Source organism: Mycobacterium sp. Dal123C01 (assembly GCF_052566995.1).
The window spans coordinates 986457-1005873 of record NZ_CP199580.1; the positions used below are offsets into that span (position 1 = coordinate 986457).

Consider the following 19417-nt stretch of genomic DNA (forward strand, 5'->3'; position numbering starts at 1 on the left):
CCCGGCATGGGCCGCCGACCTATGCTGAGCGCGATGGCGACCAGCAACCCTGATCCGACCGCTCCGCTGTGGCGCGCGGCCCAGGTGTTTCGGCTGCTGAGCTGTGTCTACGCACTGGGCTTCCAGATCGCGATCAACCCGGATCTACGCCGGCCAGCGCTGGGCTGGGCGCTGTTCGCGGTGCTGATCGGCCTGAGCGCGGCCTGCGCGATCGCCTACTTGCGCGGGTTCGGCCGAAGGCCGGCGTGGGTGATCACCGAAATCGTGATCGTCGTCCTGCTGATGTGGTCGAACAGGTTGGTCGCCTCCGGGCAGTGGGCGTCCGAAAACCAGACCTGGCCGACGACGTTGTGGGCCAGCAACCCGACGATTTCGGCCGCGATCCAGTTCGGCCCCGTCGGCGGGATGCTCACCGGCCTGGCGGTGATGGCCACCAACTTCGCCGTCAAGAACTACTTCGACCTCAACATGAGCCACAACGCCACGATCATCATCGAGCTGGCGATCGGCATGGCGATAGGCATGGCCGCACAAACCGCGCGACGCGCCCACGAAGACTTGCAACGAGCCGCCCAACTGTCCGCCGCAGTGCAAGAGCGAGAACGGCTGTCTCGAGAGGTCCACGACGGCGCCATCCAGGTACTGGCGCTGGTCGCTAAGCGCGGCCACGAAATCGGCGGAGCCACAGCTGAATTGGCTGATCTCGCCAGTGAGCAGGAACGCGCCCTGCGACGATGGATCACCTCGGCCGGCATCGACCCGTACGGGGACGCGACGACAATCGACCTCCGCACGCTACTGCGCCGCCGGGAGTCCGATCGCGTATCGGTGAGCTTGCCCGGAACTCCGGTCGCCCTGCAGCGGTGGGCGGCCGCCGAGCTCGACGCCGCGGTGGGCAATGCCCTGGATAACGTTGCAGCGCACGCGGGAGCGGGCGCCCATGCGTACGTACTACTGGAAGATCTGGGCGACTCGGTCACGGTAAGCGTTCGCGACGATGGCGTGGGCATCGCCGGCGGCAGACTGGAGGAAGCCACCGGTCAGGGACGCCTCGGAATCTCGAAGTCGATTGTGGGAAGACTGAACTCGCTGGGCGGCACCGCCCAGCTGCACAGCGGCCCCGGTGAGGGCACCGAGTGGGAGCTGTGCGTTCCGCGCCGAGGAGGACGCGATGGCTGATGACGCCGCGACAACGGTGATGGTTGTCGACGACCATCCGATCTGGCGCGACGCGGTTGCCCGCGACCTCGCCGAAGACGGGTTCAACGTGATCGCCACCGCCGACGGGGTGGCCGCCGCGCGGCGCCGGGCGGCCGTGGTCAAGCCGGACGTGGTGCTGATGGACATGCACCTGGCCGACGGCGACGGCGCGCAGGCGACGGCGGAGGTGCTCGCCGTCTCACCCTCGTCCCGGGTGTTGGTGCTGTCGGCCTCAGACGAACGCGACGACGTCCTGGAAGCCGTCAAGGCCGGGGCCAGCGGATACCTGGTCAAAAGCGCCTCGAAAGCGGAACTGGCGCAAGCCGTCGAGGCCACCGCGGCCGGGCGGGCCGTGTTCACCCCAAGCCTGGCCGGACTCGTGTTGGGCGAATACCGCCGCATCGCCCAGAATAAGGACTCGGGGCCGGCCGGCCCCAGCCTGACCGAGCGCGAGACCGAGGTGTTGCGCTATGTCGCAAAAGGACTGTCCGCCAAGCAGATTGCCGAAAGGCTCTCGTTGAGCCACCGCACCGTCGAAAATCACATCCAAGCGACATTCCGTAAGCTGCAGGTCGCCAATCGCGTGGAGTTAACCCGCTACGCCATCGAGCACGGTCTGGACGACGACCCTTAACCGGCGCGGGCCGGACCAGGCTGCCGCGTCGGCCGCGACACCGCAAGTGCCAACGTCGCTAGCTGCGTGATGAGGGTGCAGACAAAGACGGTCCAGGCCAATGGTTGGGTGGGAAAACCGGCCATCGTTTTGCCGAAAACCAAGGGAGCGGGCACGATCTCGGTCACCAGCAGCAGGGGGGCCAAAATCCCAAGGTCGCCCACCAGTTTGGCCAACTCAAGGTCAGTGGCGAAGAAGCCCAGGCCGTTCACCGCGGAGCCGACCAGGCCGAGTAGTGCGACCACGATGGTGGCGGCGGTAAGCGGCTGCGGGGATTTCACGGCAGATCCCGACCGGCCGCGGCGAGCACCCGAGCGGCCACGAGTGCGGCCACCATCGTCGCCACGCAGATCAGCCCGTCGTCTTTGAGTCCCCACTTGATCGCGGCCAGGGTCGCGACCCCCGCGACGCACAGCAGCGTGCCGGTTGCCACACCCCGGCCGACCGAGCTGATCGTCGGGACGCCGTCCCAGCCGGCCAGCGGGTTGTTCTCCAGCGGCCGCAACACCACGAACAGCACTCCCACCGCGACGACCATGAGCAGCAGTTGCATCACACTGATGGCGAGGAAATCCGGCTGGCCGGGAAAGCGAGGGTGGCCCAGGTAGTCGAAGAGCAGATGCATGCCGAGCAGCGCGGGCATGTGCCACAGGTACAGGGTCATCGCCCCAGAGTTGCCGACCGCGGTCCACCACCACACACGTGGCCGCTGCGCCCATCGGGCGATCGCGGGCATCGCCGCGATTGCCAGTGCGCTCAGGATGATTGCGTGCCCGGCGAGCAGCAGCGACGGCGGGCTCGTGTTGGACAGCCGGTGATCCCCGGTGCCGACCATGCTGATTTCATACGGCCCCCACCGCACCAGGGCGACGTTGACGACCAGCACGGCCGCGGCCGTGCCCAGCGCGGCACGCCCGGTGAGCAACCCGCGGCGGTAAGCGACACCGAACATGGCCGGGATGAGCCAGACCGCGAGGTTGAGGTAGCCCAAGGCCGACGCGGCATGCCAGTGCAGCCGGATGGCGTCGACAGCGGCAATGCTCGCGTAGACCACGCCCACCCCGGCGGCGAGACGGGTTCGGGTGGTGATCCGGGCCAAAACCGGCATCGCGGCCAACACCAGCACGTAGGCACCCAGGAACCAAAGCAGCTGGATACTGACACCGGCGACGGGCTCGTAAATATGTTGGGGCAGAACCGGATACAGCACGGTGAGCGCGACCGCCCAGAAGCCGAGGTAGTAGAACACCGGCCGGAACAGCCTGGTGCAGCGTTTCATCAGCCAGCCGCCCCAGTTGCTGCCGGGCTGCCAGGACGACAAGCACGCCGCGGCGCCCGCGAAGAAAAACAGCGGCATGATCTGCAAAATCCAGGTGAGGGCCTGAAACACCACCGAGGTGGTCAGCAGGTTGTCCCAGATGAGCACGTGGTTGCGGATGACGCTGACGGCCATCACGGTGTGGCCGGCCACGACCCCGATCAGAGACACGATGCGAATCACATCGAGGGCGCGGTCTCGGTCGGCCGGCGTGCGCGCGGCCAGCTCGGTGGGGCTGGGCATACCCAGTGGAGTTGTCATGGCGAAAGCATCGCCGAACAGCAGGCGCCAAGACCCGCGCAGATCTACGCGTCAGGGCTGAGTAGTACTACTCAAAAGACGGGCGCACTAGGGCCCGAGCGGCGATGCCGTGCGGATCGACTCGTCACGGATGAGCCCCCGCAGCAGTGCGGTGCTGAACTCGGCGGCGATTTCCTTGGCGCTGCGCCGTCCGCTCGGCCGCAGCCAGCGATAGCTGCCCAAGGTCATGCCGATGTAGCCCAGCGCCAGCACATGGGAGTCGCACTGGTAGAACTCGCCGCTGGCGATCCCGCGGTCGATGAGGCCGTGCACGTGGTGGTAGACCTGGGCTTCCTTCTCGCGGACCTCGGCAACCTGTTCTTCGGTGAACCACTCGGTGATGTAGGGCTGCTCCTGGAAGTACACCGCGGCCCGCTCGGGATCGCTCGCGATCCCGGTCAGCAGCCGGATGGTGTATTGGTAGAGCGCCTCGCGCGCCGTCCAGGAGGGGTCGTCGTGCACGGCGGCCAGCGTGCCCTCGGCGGCCTGACGGTAGATGTCGAACAGGATCAGCGACTTGCTGGCGTAGTAGTGGTAGACCGTCGCCTTGTTCAGACCGATGACGTCGGCGACGTCGTCCATCCGGGTGCCGTGGTAACCGCGGGCGGCGAACAGCTTGGTGGCAACAGCCAGCAACTCCTCACGGCGTGTCAACCCGTTGCGGGTGATGCTGTCGGATGACATCTCTACTCACTATCGTCGCTGCCAGCGGGCCCGGATGGGCTTGCTATCGGGCCGGTCTAGGCAAAGTACCAATCAACTGGTTGGACAGTTTAAGGCCTCGGTAGCTTTCGGCCGCCTGTCGCACCGGCGCGGATGGGACTAGACTTCAACAATTGACCTAGTCGCGAGTACAGAGGTGGGGCGATGGATCCGAGTCCGGATTACGACGGCAGCGACGAAATCGAATTCTTCATGAAATATCTCACCTGGGGCCTCCGCGGGGTTCAGGACGGGAACGGATACCCGCCGCCCGCCTACCCGCCCGTCTAAGCAACTCCCGAACGGACTTTTTCGCGTCCCGAACAAATCGCGGTTCCGACTGCTCCGACGGTTCCCACGCGGGGACGATTCCGATGGATATTTTCCGTGTCCTGCCCTGCGCCGCAATCGAATTCGGCCCCGGCTCGCTGCCCGCCACCTCATTCCGGTAGCGCTGGCCGCACGCCACAGACCAAGCGGTCATGGCAACAGCCCACACGTCGCACGGCGTGGCCGAAACTAGGCTGGACCGAGTGGATCCGAGTCCGGACTACGACGCGAGCGACGAGGTCGAGTTCTTCTTCAATTACCTCACCTAGACACCTGTGGCCGCGCTGCGGTAGGCGACGTCGAGGCGCTTGACTCCGTTGATCCAACCCGAGCGCAGTCGTTGCGGTTCGGCGAGTCTAGTGATGTCGGGCAGCTGCTCGGCGAGCTCGTCGAAGATCAATTTGATCTCCATTCGGGCCAGGTTGGCGCCGATACAGTAATGGGCCCCATTGCCGCCGAAACTCAGGTGCGGGTTCGGATTGCGCAAAATATCGAATTGGAACGGGCTTTCGAAGACTTCCTGGTCGAAATTGGCCGAACTGTAAAACAGGCCCACACGCTGGCCTTCCCGGACGGTGACACCGCCCAGTTCGACGTCGGCAAGCGCCGTGCGCTGGAAGCAATGCACGGGGCTGGCCCACCGGATGATCTCGTCGACGGCGGTGGCAGGCCGCTCCCGCTTGAACAGTTCCCATTGTTCGGGGTTGTCGAAGAACGCGTTCATCCCATGCGTCATGGCGTTACGGGTGGTTTCGTTGCCGGCGACGGCCAGCAGGATGACGAAGAACGCGAATTCGACGTCGCCCAGCGCATCCCCATCGATGTCGGCCTGGATCAGGCGCGTAACGATGTCGTCGGCCGGGCAGCGGCGGCGCTCGTCGGCCATGTTGTAGGCGTAGGCCATCAGTTCCGCGTTGGCGACGGTGGGATCGCTGGCGAAGTCGGGATCGTCGGTGTTCATGATCGCGTTCGTCCAGTCGAACAGCTTCGCGCGGTCCGCCTCCGGCACGCCGATCAGGTCGGCGATCGCCAGCAGCGGCAGGTTCATCGCGATGTCGTCGACGAAGTTGCCGTCCTCTTTGAGTGAGGCACTGCGCACGATTTCGGCCGCCGCCCCGCCGAGTTTCTCTTCGAGCTGGGCAATCGCGCGCGGGGTGAAGAGCCGAGATACCAGCTTGCGCAGCCGGGTGTGCTCGGGCGCGTCATGGTTGACCAGCAGGGCCTTGGTCAACTCGAGCTGATCGGCGGTGACGCCGTCGGGAAGGCGCATGACCGCGCCCTTGCGGTTGGTCGACCAGAGTTCGCTGTTCCGGGAGATGTCTCGGACGTCCTCGTGGCGGCTGATCACCCAGTAGCCGCCATCTCCGAAGATCGATTCGGGCTGCTCGTTCCACCAGACCGGGGATGTGCGGCGCAGCTCGGCGAATTGGGTCACCGGAAGGCCGGCCAACAGAACGTCGGGGTCGGTGAAATCGAAATTCTTTCCGAACGGACACGTCGTCGTGTTCATGCCATCTCCTTTGATCGCCCCCATCGATCATACAGATGATTACAAGACGTATGACCTGGCGACGGCACCCGCGTCGGCTATCGTCGCGATGTGCGGACTCGCGGATGGGGCGGCAGTGTTCCGGCCAGCGACGAGGAGGCGGTGACCCGCATCCTGTCGGCGACCCGCCGCACCATCGACGAGCGCGGCGACCAGATCACGTTGGCCGATGTCGCGCGCACGCTGAACGTGACACGGCAGACGATCTATCACTATTTCGCTTCGACCGAAGAGCTGCTTCAGGCGACTGCTCTAGACGCGACTGCCGACTTCATGGACCAGCTGGCGACGGCGCTGCACGGGATGGCCGACCCGGCGGCGGCCGTAATCGAGGGAATCTGCCTGACCCTGGAGCGCCTGCCGAAAGACCCCTATATCGGCCTCTTGCTGCGGACGTCGCGCACCGCGGCGTTCGCCGAACAAGTCACGGTGACAAACGAGACCGCCCGCGTGCTGGGGCGCTCGATTCTGGACCGCCTCGACGTCGACTGGTCGGCGTTTCCCCCGTCGGCGATCGACGACATCCTGCAGATTGTGCTGCGCACATTGCAGTCGTTCATCATGTCGCCGCCGACTGGAGGGGGCACAGAATTACGCCGCCTGCTCAGCGTGTGGATCGGTCCCGTCGTTGCCGAACTACAGGCGGAGGTCCGGCCTAAAGGGCCTTGAGTTCCTCCGCGACCGCGCTCACCGACTTCTTCGCGTCGCCGAACAGCATGCTGGTGCCGTCGGCGTAGAACAGCGGGTTGTCGATCCCGGCGAACCCGGAGTTCATCGACCGTTTGAGCACGATCACCGACCTGGCCTTGTCCACATTGAGGATCGGCATGCCATAGATCGGGCTGGAGGCGTCGTTGCGGGCCGCCGGGTTGGTGACGTCGTTGGCGCCGATGACGATCGCGACGTCGGTGCGAGCGAACTCGTCGTTGATGTCGTCCATGTCCTTCATGGCGTCGTAGTCCACCTCGGCCTCGGCCAGCAACACATTCATGTGGCCAGGCATCCGGCCCGCCACCGGGTGGATCGCGTACTTGACCGTCACACCCTTGTTCTCCAGCAGAGCCGCCATGTCCTTGACGGCATGTTGTGCCTGCGCGACCGCCAAGCCGTAGCCCGGCACCACGATCACCTGATTGGCGTAGGCCATCTGGATCGCGGCATCGGCGGCCGAGGTGGCTTTGACGGTCTTGTCGCCGTCGTCGCCGCCGCTGGGCGCCACGCCGCCGCCACCGAAACCGCCAGCGACGATCGCGGGGATGGAGCGGTTCATCGCCTTGGCCATCAGGTTGGTCAGGATGGAGCCGGACGCGCCGACGATCATGCCCGCCACGATCATCGCGGTGTTGTTCAGCGCCAGACCCGCCGCCGCGGCCGACAGCCCGGTCATCGCGTTGAGCAGTGAGATCACCACCGGCATGTCCGCACCACCGATGGGCAGCACCACCATCAGGCCCAGCACGCCGGCCGCGGCCAGCAGGCCGACCATCCACCACAGCGACGCTCCGCCGCTACCGGGATGGGCGTGCAGGCCGACGATCACCGCTGAGGCCACCGCTGCGATCAGCAGCAGCAGGTTGATCGGCTGCTGGGCCCGGCCGAATCCGATCGGCTTGCTGTCGATGATCTCCTGCAGCTTGCCGAACGCGATGATCGATCCCCAGAACGAGATCGAGCCGATGATCGCGGCGAACAACGAGGCCACCACGATGTGCACGGTCGGAGATTCGCCGTGCTGGAACGCCGAAAAGCCTTTGGTGTCCATGAATTCCGCAAGCGCGATCAGCGCGACCGTTCCACCGCCCACGCCATTGAAGAAGGCCACCAGCTGTGGCATGGCGGTCATCTTGGTCATCCGCGCCGGCGGAACACCCAGCACCACACCGACGACCAGGCCGGCGATGATCAGCACCCAGGATTCCGTGTGCCGGATCTTGAACAGGGTGGTCGCCACGGCCAGCGCCATGCCGACCGCCGCGATCAGGTTGCCGCGCACCGCGGTCTTGGGGCCGGTCAGGCCCATCAATCCGTAGATGAACATCCCGAACGAAATGATGTAGAGGCCGATCACCAAGTAGTTCATTTGGCGGCGGGCTCCTCGGTCTTGGCGGGCACCGGCTTCTTCTTGCCCTTGAACATGCCCAGCATCCGGTCGGTGACGATGAATCCACCGATGACGTTCAGCGTGCCGAACACCACCGCGACGAACAGCACGATCTGCACCGCCAACGACGGGTGCTCGACCTCGCCGAACACCACCAGCGCACCCAGCACCACGATGCCGTGGATGGCGTTGGTGCCCGACATCAACGGGGTGTGCAACGTGTTGGGCACCTTGGAGATCACCGCAAACCCGACGAAACCCGACAACACCAGGATCGCAAGGTTCGCCAAAAGTTCGTCGTACATCTAGGAGTCCTCTCGAGTGACGCACGAGTCCGCGATTACTTCGTCGTCGAAATCCGGGGCGAGCTTGCCGTCGGTGATCAACAGGTCCAGCAGGGCCGTGATGTTCTTGCTGTAGAGCTCGCTGGCATGTTCGGGCATCGTCGCCGGCAGATTCAAGGGCGAGGCGATGGTGACGTCGTGTTTGACAACCGTCTGTCCCGGCTCGGTGAGCTCGCAGTTGCCGCCGGTCTCGCCGGCCAGGTCGACCACCACGCTGCCGGGCTTCATCGCTTGCACCGCTGCGGCGGTCACCAGACGCGGCGCGGGCCGGCCCGGAACCAGAGCCGTGGTGATCACGACGTCGAATCCGCTGATGGCCTTTTCCAATGCCTGCTGCTGCTGGGCGCGTTCCTCGTCGGTGAGCTCGCGGGCGTATCCGCCTTCACCGGATGCGTCGATGCCGACATCCAGCCACTGCGCCCCCACCGAACGCACCTGGTCGGCCACCTCGGGACGGACGTCGTAGCCCGACGTGCGGCCGCCCAGCCGCTTGGCCGTGGCCAGCGCCTGCAGCCCGGCCACGCCCACGCCGAGCACCAGCACCGTGGCCGGCTTCACCGTTCCCGCCGCCGTCGTCAGCATCGGGAAAAACCGGGTGGACTCCGACGCCGCCAGCAGCACGGCCTTATAGCCGGAGACGTTGGCCTGTGACGACAGTGCATCCATCGCCTGCGCCCGCGAGATGCGCGGGATGGCCTCGAGCGCGAAGGCCTGCACACCGGCTTGCTTGAGCGCGTCGATCGAGTTGTCGGCATTGCGGGGCGCCAGGAAGCCGATCAGGGTCTGACCGCTGCGCAGCTTGCCCACCTCGTCGGCGGTCGGCGGCGCCACCTTGACGACGACATCGGCAGACCACGCATCTCCGATAGTGGCGCCGGCCTCGGTGTAGAGCTCGTCGGGGAGCAGCGCCCGTTCGCCCGCCCCGGCCTCGACCACTACCGCCACGCCGGTGTTCACCAGCGAGGCGACCGCCTTCGGTACCAGCGCAACACGCCGCTCTTCGGTGCCGGACTCAGCGACCACCCCGACCCTGACGGTGTTGGCCTGCGGATCTGTCATGGCGCGTACATCTACTTTCCTTAGGTTCTGTCCAGGCGATTGCCCCAGACACCCTATCGGCCGCTACCAGAGCGGAAAGTCTTGGCCGTGTTCTGACACCGGGCGTGGTCCGAAGTAGCGTCGCTCGGATTCGTCGATCGGCACGTCGTTGATGCTGGCTTCGCGACGCGCCATCAGTCCCGACTCCGTGAACTCCCACAGTTCGTTGCCGTAGCTGCGGTGCCACTGGCCGGAGACATCGCGGCACTCGTACTGAAACCGCACGGCGATCCGGTTCTCGCGGAAGCCCCACAGGCCCTTGCGCAACGAATAGTCGAGTTCGCGCTGCCACTTGCGGGTCAGGAACGCCACAATCTCGTCCCGGCCGACGATGTGTTCGCCGCGGTTTCGCCATTGCGAGTCGACCGTGTAAGCCTTGCTGACGCGCTCGGGGTCGCAGGTGTTCCAGCCATCCTCAGCGGCCTGCACCTTCTGCAGCGCAGTCTCCATGGTGAACGGCGGGAACGGGGGCAGGGATTCGGAAGTCTCGGTCATGGGATCCATCGTGCTCCACTCCCAGCGCGTGCATTTCGCCGAGACTGCAACCTCGCATACCCGCCACGGCGTGTCATCTGCGTGGTTTCAGTGTCGCGTCGGTGACCCGGAAGCGAAGCGTTTGTCCCGCCAGCACCGCCTTCACGCACGTGTCCTATCGTGACGGTCATGGACTTCGCGATGTCGGCCAAGGCCACCGACTACCACAAGCGGTTGTCCGACTTCATGACTGAATTTGTCTTTCCGGCTGAGGCCGCCTACGACAACTTCCGCCACGAGGCCGGCCCCAACAACCACGCCGTGCCGCCAGTCATCGAGGAACTCAAGACCAAGGCCAAAGAGCGCGGCCTGTGGAACCTGTTCCTGCCGGCCGAGTCGGGCCTGAGCAACCTGGAATACGCTCCGCTGGCCGAGCTGACCGGGTGGAGCCTGGAACTCGCCCCCGAGGCGGTCAACTGCGCGGCGCCGGACACCGGGAACATGGAGACCCTGCACCTGTTCGCCACCGAAGAGCAGCGCAAGCAGTGGCTGGAACCGTTGCTGGCCGGCGAGATCCGCAGCGCCTTCTCGATGACCGAACCGGCGGTCGCCAGCAGCGACGCCCGCAACATCCAAACGTCCATCGAGCGCGACGGCGGCGACTACGTCATCAACGGCCGCAAGTGGTGGACCTCGGGCGCGGCCGACCCGCGCTGCAAGATCCTGATCGTAATGGGCCGCACCAATCCCGACGCGGCCAGCCACCAGCAGCAGTCGATGGTGCTGGTGCCGATGGACACCCCCGGTGTGACGGTGCTGCGCTCCACTCCGGTGTTCGGCTGGCAGGACCAGCACGGGCACTGCGAAATCACCTACGACAACGTCCGGGTGCCGGTCACCAACCTGCTCGGCGAAGAGGGCGGCGGCTTCGCGATCGCCCAGGCCCGGCTCGGACCGGGCCGCATCCACCACTGCATGCGCGCGCTCGGCGGGGCCGAACGCGCCCTGGCCCTGATGGTCCACCGGGCCAACAACCGCATCGCGTTCGGCCGTCCGCTGGCCGATCAGGGGCTGGTGCAACAGGCAATCGCCAAGTCCCGCAACGAAATCGACCAATCCAGACTGCTCTGCGAAAAGGCGGCGTGGACGATCGACCAACACGGCAACAGGGCCGCCCACCTACTGGTCTCGCAGATCAAAGCCGTCGCGCCGCAAGTGGCCTGCGACGTCATTGACCGCGCGATCCAGGTGCATGGGGCCGCCGGGGTCAGCGACGACACGGTGCTGTCCCGGCTCTACGGCTGGCATCGCGCCATGCGGATCTTCGACGGACCCGACGAGGTGCACATGCGAACGATCGCGCGCTCCGAAATCGGACGGGAACAGTCCGCCTTCGCCGCAGCGGTGACCCCGCATGACTGAGGCTTTGCGAGAACTGTCCGGCGCGTGGAACTTTCGCGATGTCGCCGACGGCGCGGTCGCGGTTCGGCCCGGACGGCTGTTCCGGTCCGGCGAGCTGAGCCGGCTCGATGACGACGGCCGCGCAACGCTGAGCCAGTTGGGCATCACCGATGTAGCCGACCTGCGCGCCACCCGGGAAGTTGCCCGCCGCGGTCCGGGCCTGGTGCCCGACGGCGTCGAGATCCACCTGCTGCCCTTCCCCGATCTGGGCGCCGAAGAATCCGACACCGACGGCCAGGCCCCGCACGAAGTTGCATTCCAGAAACTGCTGACCGGCGACGGCGAATCCGGCGAGTCGGAGCTATCGGTCAACGAGGCCGCCACCCGCTACATGATCGACGAATACCGGGAATTCCCAACGCGTAACGGAGCGCAGCGCGCGCTGCACCGCGTCGTCACGCTACTGGCAGCCGGGCGTCCGGTGCTGACGCACTGCTTCGCGGGCAAGGACCGCACCGGCTTCGTGGTGGCGACGGTGCTGGAGACGATCGGTGTCGATCACGACACCATCGTCGCCGACTTCCTGCGCAGCAACGACGCCGCACCGCAGCTACGCGCGCGGATCTCCGAGATGATCGCGCAGCGCACCGACACCGAATTGACCCCGGAGGTAGTGACTTTCACCGAGGCACGGCTGTCCGACGGGGTCCTCGGCGTTCGCCCGGAGTACCTGGCCGCCGCACGCCAAACCATCGACCAAGAGTTCGGGTCGCTGGACGGCTATCTGCGCGACTCCGGTGTCACCGAAGCCGAGGTGGACCAGCTGCGCGACGCGCTGCTGGTCTGAACCGCCGGCCTCGACCCAGAGGGCCTCACCCCAGCTTGAAATCAGCCTGCTTTGCCGCGGACAGGTCGGTGATCTCGTCCCAGTGCGAGGCGATGTCGTCGACTGTCGGCGGGTTGTCGAAGTTGACACCGTCGGTCTGGAACAGCGCGACGCGCTGCACCTTGCCGCCGCCAACCACGAAAACCGAAGCGCTGTTAGGGTTTTCCTCGGTGCACAGGTAGGCCACCACCGGCGCGACATACTCGGGTGTGAGCTTCTCCAGCACTTCCTTGGGCAAGATGTCCTCGGTCATTCTGGTGGCCGCGATCGGGGCGACCGCGTTCGCGTGGATGTTGTACTTCGCCCCCTCCAGCGCCAGGCTGTTGATCAGACCGACCAGCCCGAGCTTGGCCGCTCCGTAGTTGGTCTGGCCGAAGTTGCCGAACAGCCCGCTGGTGGAGGTGGCGACTACCACCCGGCCATAGCTCTGCTCCCGGAAATGCGGCCAAGCGGCCCGAATGACGTTGTACCCGCCGTACAGGTGCACCTTGAGCACGGCGTCCCAGTTCTCGAACGACATCTTGTGGAAAGTGCCGTCGCGCAGGATCCCGGCGTTGCTCACCACACCGTGAATCGCGCCGAACTCGTCGAGCGCAGTCTTGATGATGTTCTCGGCGCCCTCGGGCTCGGCGACGCTGTCGTAGTTGGCGGCCGCCCGGCCACCGGCGTCCTTGATCTCCTTGACCACGTCGTCGGCCATGTTGTGGCCAGCGCCCGTGCCGTCACGGGATCCACCGAGGTCATTGACGATGACGCTGGCGCCCTCCTTGGCGAGGCTGAGAGCGTATTCGCGCCCCAGTCCTCCACCGGCTCCGGTAACGACGATGACGCGATCCTGCACTCCGGGCATCAGCTTCCTCTCTGCGATGAGAAATCAAGGGTTGGGGTCGGCACCGGCATCGGCCGGGCCGGTGTCAGAACATTCTGCGAGCCATCTTGAAGGCGCGCTCCGTGTACGGCGGGTAGATAAAGCTGGATAGGTCGGGCCGGGTCGGCTTGGTCAGCACCGACTTGCGGTGGCTGAACTCCTCGAACCCGGATTTGCCATGGTAGGCACCCATACCGGAAGCGCCCACGCCACCGAACGGCAACTTGGTCGTCGACACCTGGAAGGCGAGGTGGTTGACCACTATTCCCCCGGCGGCCACCTCTTTGATGATCCGTTCGCGGGTCTCGCGCGCTTTGGTGAACAGATACGCGGACAGTGGCTTGGGTCGCGAATTGACGAAACGTATTGCCTCATCAAGGTTTTGCACGGTGATCACCGGCAGCACCGGTCCGAAGATTTCGTTCTGCATCAGTGGCCCATCCGGATTGGGGTCGACGACCACTGCCGGTTTGATGCGCAGGCTCGACGCGTCGCAGTCGCCGCCGACGATGACCTTGCCGTCCTCATCGGACAGGTAGCCACTGATCCGGTCGAATTGACGCTGATTGACAATGCGTATTCCGTCGGGCTTATCCGAGGTGAACTTCGTGATGGCGGCGCCGATCTTGTCCACGAGTTCGTCGCGAATCTTCGCGTCCGCCAGCACGTAGTCGGGCGCCACGCAGGTTTGCCCGCCGTTGAGCAGTTTGATCCAGGCGATCCGCTTGGCCGCGACGTCCACGTCGGCATCCGCCGCGACGATCACCGGGCTCTTGCCACCAAGCTCGAGCGTGACCGGAGTCAAGTGCTTCGCGGCGCCTTCGTAGACCTTGCGTCCGATCTCGGTACTGCCGGTGAACATCACCCGGTCCAGACCTTGCGCGATCAGCTCCTGGCTCACCGCGCCGTCGCCTTCGATGACCGCGATCGCGTCGTTGTCGAGGTAGCGAGGCACCAACTCGGCCATCAACCGTGAGGACGCGGGCGCAATTTCCGAGGGCTTGAGCAGCACGGTGTTTCCGGCGGCGATCGCTCCGACAGCCGGACCCAGCGTCAGGTAGAACGGGTAATTCCAGGCGCCGATCACCAGCACGGTGCCGTAGGGCTCGTACTCCACCCAGCCCCGGCCAGGCAGCTGCGGCACCTCGAGCAATTGGTATTTGCGGCGCGTCCACTTACGCACCTTCTTGGCCGCGTACTTCGCTTCGCCGGAGGTGAGTGCGATATCGGCGATGAAGGCCTCGAACGGGCTACGGTCCAGGTCCGCGGCGAGCGCGGCGGTGAGCGCAGCGTCGTTCTCGTCGACCATCTTTTGCAGCTGCAACAGCTGCCGCTTACGCCACTCGATGTCGCGGGTGCGCCCGCTGGCGAAGGTTTTACGAAGCCGAGCCACCGTCGATGCGATATCGACTGGCTGCGGCGCCGCCCCGTTGGTGGATCCCGCTGTCTTTGGTGCAACCGATTCGGTGGTCATCATCGTCCCTTCCCTTGTGCACCTTCCCAGGGTTGCCCACCGTGGTAGCTGTGGGCACTCATGGGTGATACCGCGATCCTAACCATCCGGTTGGGAGGGCAGTGAGGAAGATCCGGTGGGACCTGGTCAGGCCTTGGTTGCCGTCACAAAGCTGTTCGTGAACGGCCGCTCGTCGGATTGCGGCTCGCGACCCAAGCGTGCGGCCTCTTCGCGTGCGTTCACCGTGCGGACGGTCCAGCCGTGCGCGGCGAACCAGTCACCGCAGTCCGGCCGGTCCCCGTCCTCGAACCACAGGTCGAACGGGTTGAACGAGGTGTCCTGGCCGCGGGCTTCGCGCTTGGCCTTGAGCTCGGCCCACCTGGCCTCGGCCTCCCGGCGCTTGTCCGCGTCGACTCCGAAATTCTCGACGGCGATCCGGCTGCCCGGCCCGCTCAACGCGTCGATCGAGGCAAACAGGGCCTCCTGCGCCGCTGCCGGCAGAAAGGGCAACAGCCCCTCGGCCAGCCACGCCGTCGGCTGGCTCGCATCAAAGCTGTTGTCGTGCAAAGCTTGTGGCCAATCATGGCGCAGGTCCACGGGCACCGGGCGCCGGTCGGCGGTCGGCGCAGCGCCATGGCCGGCCAAAGTCTGCGCCTTGTACTCGAGCACCTTGGGCAGATCGATCTCGTAAACAGCGACGCCGGCCGGCCAGTCCAGGCGGTAGGCGCGCGAGTCCAGCCCGGCCGCCAGGATCACGACCTGGCGGATACCGGCGGCAGCGGCTTCGGCGAAGTACGCATCGAAGAAGTGCGTGCGCACCGCCTGGTAGTTGATCATCTCCTGGGCGCGAACCGCACCGTCCGGATCATCTTCGTCAGCGCCGGACCACCACGCGGTCACCTGCTCGCGAACGCCCTCGAGTTCGGGCGTGGAGACCAGCGGCTCGGCGAACTGGTCGCGGATCAGCGGATCAGCACTGGCGGTCTCGGCGGCACGGGCCAGCGCGACCATCACCGCGGTCGCCCCGACGCTGGTGGCGATGTCCCAGGAGTCGTCCGCGGTGCGCGGCATTACCGGCGCTCCCCGACCACGAAGTCGGAGAAGGCGTCCTTGTCATCGTCCAGCTCGACGCTGGCCACCCGGCGGCCCACGCGGTCCATCTCGTCCAGCGAGTTTTGCGCCGTGGCGCGCCAGCCGTGGTTGTTGAGCCAGTCCGCGACGTCCGCCCGATTGTCGTCGCGATACATCAGCTCGCCGACGTCGACACTTTGCTCGATGCCGATCTCGTCGGCCACCTTGTTGAACCGCTCCCGCATCTGCTCACGCCGCTCGTCGGAGTGCGTGGGTGCGGTTTCGGCCGAGACGCGGCTGCCTGCCGGGCTCAGTTCGCCGATCTGGGTGAACAACTTGTCCTGCGCCTCGGCGGGCAGATACATCAACAATCCCTCTGCCAGCCACGCGGTGCGCTGAGCCGGGTCGAAGCCGGCGGCACGCAGCGCGGCCGGCCAGTCCTCACGCAGGTCGATGGCTACCTCGCGACGATCGGCGGAAGGAGTGACGCCGCTTTCGGCCAGTGTGGAGGACTTGTAGTCCAGCACCTGGGGCTGGTCGATCTCGTAGACGGTGGTGCCGGCCGGCCAGTCCAGGCGGTACGCGCGTGAATCCAGACCCGACGCGAGGATGACGATCTGGCGGATCCCCGCGGCGACCGCGTCGGCGAAGTACGCGTCGAAGAAGTGGGTCCGCACCGCCTGGTAGCCGCGCATGTGGTGGATGCGAGCGGCGGATTCTTCGTCGATGGCTTCGATCTTGGCCACGACCTCCGGGTCGAGCATGGCTTCCCAGATGATCTCGGCGCCGGCGTTGTTCACCAGCAGCCTGGCGTAGGGGTCGTGGATCAACGCGTCGGGCTGCTCGGTCTCGATGGCCCGGGCGGCGGCCACCATGACCGCGGTGCTGCCCACGCTCGTCTTTATGTCCCAGGTGTCGTCATGTGTGCGCAGTGAACTCATCGCGTGCTCCGGTCTCGTGGTGTTCGGTTGGGTCAGTGGGATGGTCCGGCGAAACGCGCCCGCAGCAGCGCGCTGCGTACGGCATCGTCGGCCAGGTCTTCGGGAACCGCGCGGCCCAGCCGGGCCAATTCCTCGCGGTTGTTCACGACGTTCACCTGCCAGCCGTGGTCGGTCAGCCACTCGGCGGCATCGGATCGGTCGGGCTCGTGGTAGGTCAGCGCCTGGACATTGACGTCCAGCCCGAGCCGGTCCCGCATCCGCTGCCAGCGGTGGGTGTTGCTGCTCGAGTTCATGCCGAACACCTCGATGGCGACCTGGCTGCCCGGCGCGCTGAGCGCGGTGAACATCTCGAAAAGCCGGTCCTGGGCGTCACTGGGCAGATACGGCAACAGGCCCTCGGCCAGCCACGCCGTCGGTTGGGTGCGGTCGAATCCGGAGGCCGTCAGCGCCGCGGGCCAGTCGTCGCGCAGATCCACGGCGACCGTGCGCCGGTCGGCGGTGGGCACCGCGCCGTGCGATTCCAGAATTCTGGTTTTGTACTCCAGTACCTGGGGCTGGTCGATTTCGTAGACCGCGGTCTCGGCGGGCCAATCCAGCCGGTAGGCCCGGGAGTCCAGGCCGGCGGCCAGAATCACCACCTGCCGGATCCCGGAGCCGGCGGTCCCGACAGCATCCGCGAAGTACTCGTCGAAGAAGTGCGTGCGTACCGCCTGGTAGTCGATGCCGAGGCGATGCGCGCGCTGCCCCTGCTCATCGCCGTCCAGCCAGGCCAGCTCGGGGTCGGTCAGCCGGGCCCACGCCGCTCCCGCGGGAGAGACCAGCTTCGAGGCGAAATCGTCACGAATCAGCGGGTCGGAACCGGCTGTCTCCGCGGCGCGCGCAGCAGCGACGCCCAAAGCGGTGGCACCGACGAGTTCGGTGATGGCCCACGAATCCCCGGCGGTCCGCAGCGAGGGTGGCAACGGGGGCTGCAGCGAGGAGGAGTCGTCGAGATCAGTCATTTCGGGTCATGGTACCCGAATAAGTTAGTTAGCCTATACGCTTTGTGCGCGATCTCACTGCGCGCTTACCGGGCTACGCCTGCGACCGAAACAGCGCACCGTCCAGCAGCTGGCCCAGCATGCCGGTGACCGCCTGCATCTCCTGGTAGCTCTGCACGTAACCGGCATAGAATCCGGCGCCGCACAACACCACCAGAAGCGTCTCGACCAATGCAGTGGCATCGATGGCGGCAGCGAACTCCCCTTGCTCGATCGCGTCGTTGACGACCCGGGTCAAAAACTCTCGGCAAATCCGTACCGCGTCGTTTTCGGCTTGGCTCAATTCCGGGTGACGCTGGGATTCCAGTATGGAGCTGATCAAAAACGCCGACGCCGAAGAATGCTCGGAATTGACTGCCACCGCCGCCCAGATGAATCCGGTGAGCCGCGCCATCAGCGTTGTCTCGCGGTCTGCTTGCGCAATACCGGCGCCGAACACAAGCTCGGTGGTTTGGCTCAATACTTCCCGATACAGCAGTCGTTTGCTGGAGAAGTAGTGGTTGATGGCCGGCCGGGTGAGATCGGCTCGCACAGCGATCGCCTGGAAAGTCGCTCCCTCATAGCCGCGTTCGCTGAACACAATTCGCCCGGCGCGCAAGATTCGCTTGCGCGTCTCATCAGCCTTCGCGGCAGGCGGACGCCCCGGCCTGCGTCTCGCCGTTGACGGCACCGTTAGAGTGTGCCACCGACATGATGCGGCATTAAAGCATTTGGCGGAATGTGGCCGAACTTTTGCGCTTGGTAGTCCTCCACTGCTTGGAGGACTTCCGCGCGCGAGTTCATCACGAATGGCCCGTAGTGGAAAACCGGCTCGCGAATCGGCTGTCCGCCCAGCAACAGCACATCAATTGCCGAGGTCGACGACGATTCGCCATGCGCATCGGCAGTCACCGTGATCCGGTCACCGGGTCCGAGCACAGCTAATTGGCCCTGGCGAATCGGATGACCGACCGGACCGACAGATCCACTCCCGGACAACACGTACACCAGCGCGTTGAAATCACGCCGCCACGGAATGTTGAGCTTGGCTCCGTTGTGAATCGTGGCGTGCGCCAACGTGATTGGCGTGTAAGTGGCACCGGGTCCCGAGTGACCATCGATCTCACCGGCGATGATGCGGACCAACGCACCGCCATCGTCGGAGGCGAGCAATTTGGCGTCGTTGCCTTCAATGGCCTGATACCGCGGCGGTGCGAACTTGTCTTTCTTCGGCAAGTTCACCCACAACTGAATGCCGTGGAAGACACCACCACTTTCGACCAATTCGGCGGGCGGGGTCTCTATGTGCAGGATGCCCGAACCGGCCGTCATCCACTGCGTCGCGCCGTCGGTGATCAGGCCGCCACCTCCGTGGGAATCCTGATGGGCGAACTTGCCGTCGATCATGTAGGTGACGGTTTCGAAGCCACGGTGCGGGTGCCAATCGGTACCCCGGGGCTCGCCCGGTTCGTAGTCCACCTCGCCCATCTGGTCCATGTGCACGAACGGGTCCAGCGCGGCGGTGCCGACCCCGGCGAATGCCCTGACGACGGGGAACCCCTCGCCTTCATATCCGCGGGGACCGGTGGTGATCGACCGGACCGGGCGTTCGGTCTGCTGCGGGCTGGCCCCGCCAATTCGGGGCAACGTCAACGTGTCTGCGGTGATAGCAGGCATATCAACCTCCTT

Annotated in this window: 21 protein-coding genes; 6 read left to right on the forward strand and 15 right to left on the reverse strand. The window is 65.7% G+C overall.

All coding sequences use genetic code 11. The annotated features are described in order from the left end of the window. Positions 1 to 21 precede the first annotated feature (21 nt). Both macS and ACTXG5_RS04700 read left to right on the forward strand, forming a co-directional pair. Positions 22 to 1179 carry a MacS family sensor histidine kinase gene (gene macS, locus ACTXG5_RS04695; RefSeq protein ID WP_445164267.1) on the forward strand — a complete coding sequence of 386 codons (1158 nt, stop codon included), beginning with the start codon at positions 22 to 24 and terminating at the stop codon, positions 1177 to 1179. Beyond that, complete coding sequence (locus ACTXG5_RS04700; RefSeq protein ID WP_445162579.1) at positions 1172 to 1834, forward strand: response regulator; 663 nt, start codon at positions 1172 to 1174, stop codon at positions 1832 to 1834. The genes macS and ACTXG5_RS04700 overlap by 8 nt, the downstream gene beginning before the upstream one ends. Here ACTXG5_RS04700 and ACTXG5_RS04705 read toward each other — a convergent pair. From ACTXG5_RS04705 to ACTXG5_RS04715, 3 genes are all read right to left on the reverse strand, one after another. Next, a complete protein-coding gene (locus ACTXG5_RS04705; RefSeq protein ID WP_445162580.1) occupies positions 1831 to 2154 on the reverse strand; it encodes a hypothetical protein in 324 nt (107 codons plus the stop codon). The genes ACTXG5_RS04700 and ACTXG5_RS04705 overlap by 4 nt on opposite strands. Next, complete coding sequence (locus ACTXG5_RS04710) at positions 2151 to 3452, reverse strand: acyltransferase family protein (RefSeq protein WP_445162581.1); 1302 nt, start codon at positions 3450 to 3452, stop codon at positions 2151 to 2153. Before ACTXG5_RS04710 ends, ACTXG5_RS04705 begins: the two co-directional genes overlap by 4 nt. A gap of 87 nt (positions 3453 to 3539) precedes the next feature. Next, positions 3540 to 4175 carry a TetR/AcrR family transcriptional regulator gene (locus ACTXG5_RS04715; RefSeq protein WP_313862176.1) on the reverse strand — a complete coding sequence of 212 codons (636 nt, stop codon included), beginning with the start codon at positions 4173 to 4175 and terminating at the stop codon, positions 3540 to 3542. 183 nt (positions 4176 to 4358) lie between these two features. Between ACTXG5_RS04715 and ACTXG5_RS04720 the strand changes: the two genes are divergently transcribed. Beyond that, entirely contained in the window at positions 4359 to 4484 is a 126-nt protein-coding gene (locus ACTXG5_RS04720; RefSeq protein WP_139826857.1) for a hypothetical protein, read from the forward strand. 304 nt (positions 4485 to 4788) lie between these two features. On the opposite strand, the gene ACTXG5_RS04725 is transcribed toward ACTXG5_RS04720, so the two are convergent. Further along, the gene (locus tag ACTXG5_RS04725; protein WP_445162582.1) at positions 4789 to 6033 is read right to left on the reverse strand and encodes a cytochrome P450; all 1245 of its coding nucleotides are present in this window, start codon (positions 6031 to 6033) and stop codon (positions 4789 to 4791) included. A 90-nt stretch (positions 6034 to 6123) separates the two neighbouring features. Here ACTXG5_RS04725 and ACTXG5_RS04730 point away from each other — a divergent pair, with 90 nt between their 5' ends. Continuing rightward, positions 6124 to 6741, forward strand: a complete 618-nt coding sequence (locus ACTXG5_RS04730) for a TetR/AcrR family transcriptional regulator (protein WP_445162583.1) — start codon at positions 6124 to 6126, stop codon at positions 6739 to 6741. Here ACTXG5_RS04730 and ACTXG5_RS04735 read toward each other — a convergent pair. From ACTXG5_RS04735 to ACTXG5_RS04750, 4 genes are all read right to left on the reverse strand, one after another. Then, the gene (locus ACTXG5_RS04735; RefSeq protein ID WP_445162584.1) at positions 6728 to 8152 is read right to left on the reverse strand and encodes an NAD(P)(+) transhydrogenase (Re/Si-specific) subunit beta; all 1425 of its coding nucleotides are present in this window, start codon (positions 8150 to 8152) and stop codon (positions 6728 to 6730) included. The two genes, ACTXG5_RS04730 and ACTXG5_RS04735, sit on opposite strands and share 14 nt — an antisense overlap. Further along, on the reverse strand, positions 8149 to 8478 hold the full coding sequence (locus tag ACTXG5_RS04740; protein WP_445162585.1) for an NAD(P) transhydrogenase subunit alpha: 330 nt from the start codon (positions 8476 to 8478) through the stop codon (positions 8149 to 8151). The genes ACTXG5_RS04735 and ACTXG5_RS04740 overlap by 4 nt, the downstream gene beginning before the upstream one ends. Further along, complete coding sequence (locus ACTXG5_RS04745) at positions 8479 to 9576, reverse strand: Re/Si-specific NAD(P)(+) transhydrogenase subunit alpha (RefSeq protein ID WP_445162586.1); 1098 nt, start codon at positions 9574 to 9576, stop codon at positions 8479 to 8481. A gap of 63 nt (positions 9577 to 9639) precedes the next feature. Beyond that, complete coding sequence (locus tag ACTXG5_RS04750; protein WP_445162587.1) at positions 9640 to 10119, reverse strand: nuclear transport factor 2 family protein; 480 nt, start codon at positions 10117 to 10119, stop codon at positions 9640 to 9642. A gap of 171 nt (positions 10120 to 10290) precedes the next feature. On the opposite strand from ACTXG5_RS04750, the gene ACTXG5_RS04755 reads away from it, so the two are divergent. Together ACTXG5_RS04755 and ACTXG5_RS04760 are read left to right on the forward strand one after the other, a co-directional pair. Next, positions 10291 to 11511 (forward strand): acyl-CoA dehydrogenase family protein, encoded by a 1221-nt coding sequence (locus ACTXG5_RS04755; protein WP_445164268.1) that lies wholly within the window; start codon positions 10291 to 10293, stop codon positions 11509 to 11511. Continuing rightward, positions 11504 to 12337: a tyrosine-protein phosphatase gene (locus tag ACTXG5_RS04760; RefSeq protein ID WP_445162588.1), complete on the forward strand. Its 834-nt coding sequence runs from the start codon at positions 11504 to 11506 to the stop codon at positions 12335 to 12337. The genes ACTXG5_RS04755 and ACTXG5_RS04760 overlap by 8 nt, the downstream gene beginning before the upstream one ends. Positions 12338 to 12362: 25 nt before the next feature. Here ACTXG5_RS04760 and ACTXG5_RS04765 read toward each other — a convergent pair whose 3' ends face one another. The 7 genes from ACTXG5_RS04765 to ACTXG5_RS04795 all read right to left on the reverse strand — a co-directional run bounded on the left by ACTXG5_RS04765 (position 12363) and on the right by ACTXG5_RS04795 (position 19405). After that, positions 12363 to 13226, reverse strand: coding sequence for an SDR family oxidoreductase (locus ACTXG5_RS04765; RefSeq protein WP_445162589.1), 864 nt, complete (start codon positions 13224 to 13226; stop codon positions 12363 to 12365). Positions 13227 to 13290: 64 nt separating this feature from the next. Continuing rightward, the gene (locus ACTXG5_RS04770; RefSeq protein ID WP_445162590.1) at positions 13291 to 14721 is read right to left on the reverse strand and encodes an aldehyde dehydrogenase family protein; all 1431 of its coding nucleotides are present in this window, start codon (positions 14719 to 14721) and stop codon (positions 13291 to 13293) included. Positions 14722 to 14844: 123 nt separating this feature from the next. Next, entirely contained in the window at positions 14845 to 15768 is a 924-nt protein-coding gene (locus ACTXG5_RS04775) for an SAM-dependent methyltransferase (RefSeq protein WP_445162591.1), read from the reverse strand. After that, the gene (locus tag ACTXG5_RS04780; protein ID WP_445162592.1) at positions 15768 to 16709 is read right to left on the reverse strand and encodes a class I SAM-dependent methyltransferase; all 942 of its coding nucleotides are present in this window, start codon (positions 16707 to 16709) and stop codon (positions 15768 to 15770) included. Before ACTXG5_RS04780 ends, ACTXG5_RS04775 begins: the two co-directional genes overlap by 1 nt. Before the next feature lie 32 nt (positions 16710 to 16741). Further along, positions 16742 to 17710: a class I SAM-dependent methyltransferase gene (locus ACTXG5_RS04785; protein ID WP_445162593.1), complete on the reverse strand. Its 969-nt coding sequence runs from the start codon at positions 17708 to 17710 to the stop codon at positions 16742 to 16744. 73 nt (positions 17711 to 17783) lie between these two features. Further along, positions 17784 to 18419, reverse strand: coding sequence for a TetR/AcrR family transcriptional regulator (locus ACTXG5_RS04790; RefSeq protein ID WP_445162594.1), 636 nt, complete (start codon positions 18417 to 18419; stop codon positions 17784 to 17786). A gap of 2 nt (positions 18420 to 18421) precedes the next feature. Beyond that, positions 18422 to 19405 carry a pirin family protein gene (locus tag ACTXG5_RS04795; protein ID WP_445162595.1) on the reverse strand — a complete coding sequence of 328 codons (984 nt, stop codon included), beginning with the start codon at positions 19403 to 19405 and terminating at the stop codon, positions 18422 to 18424. Between the last annotated feature and the right edge of the window lie 12 nt (positions 19406 to 19417).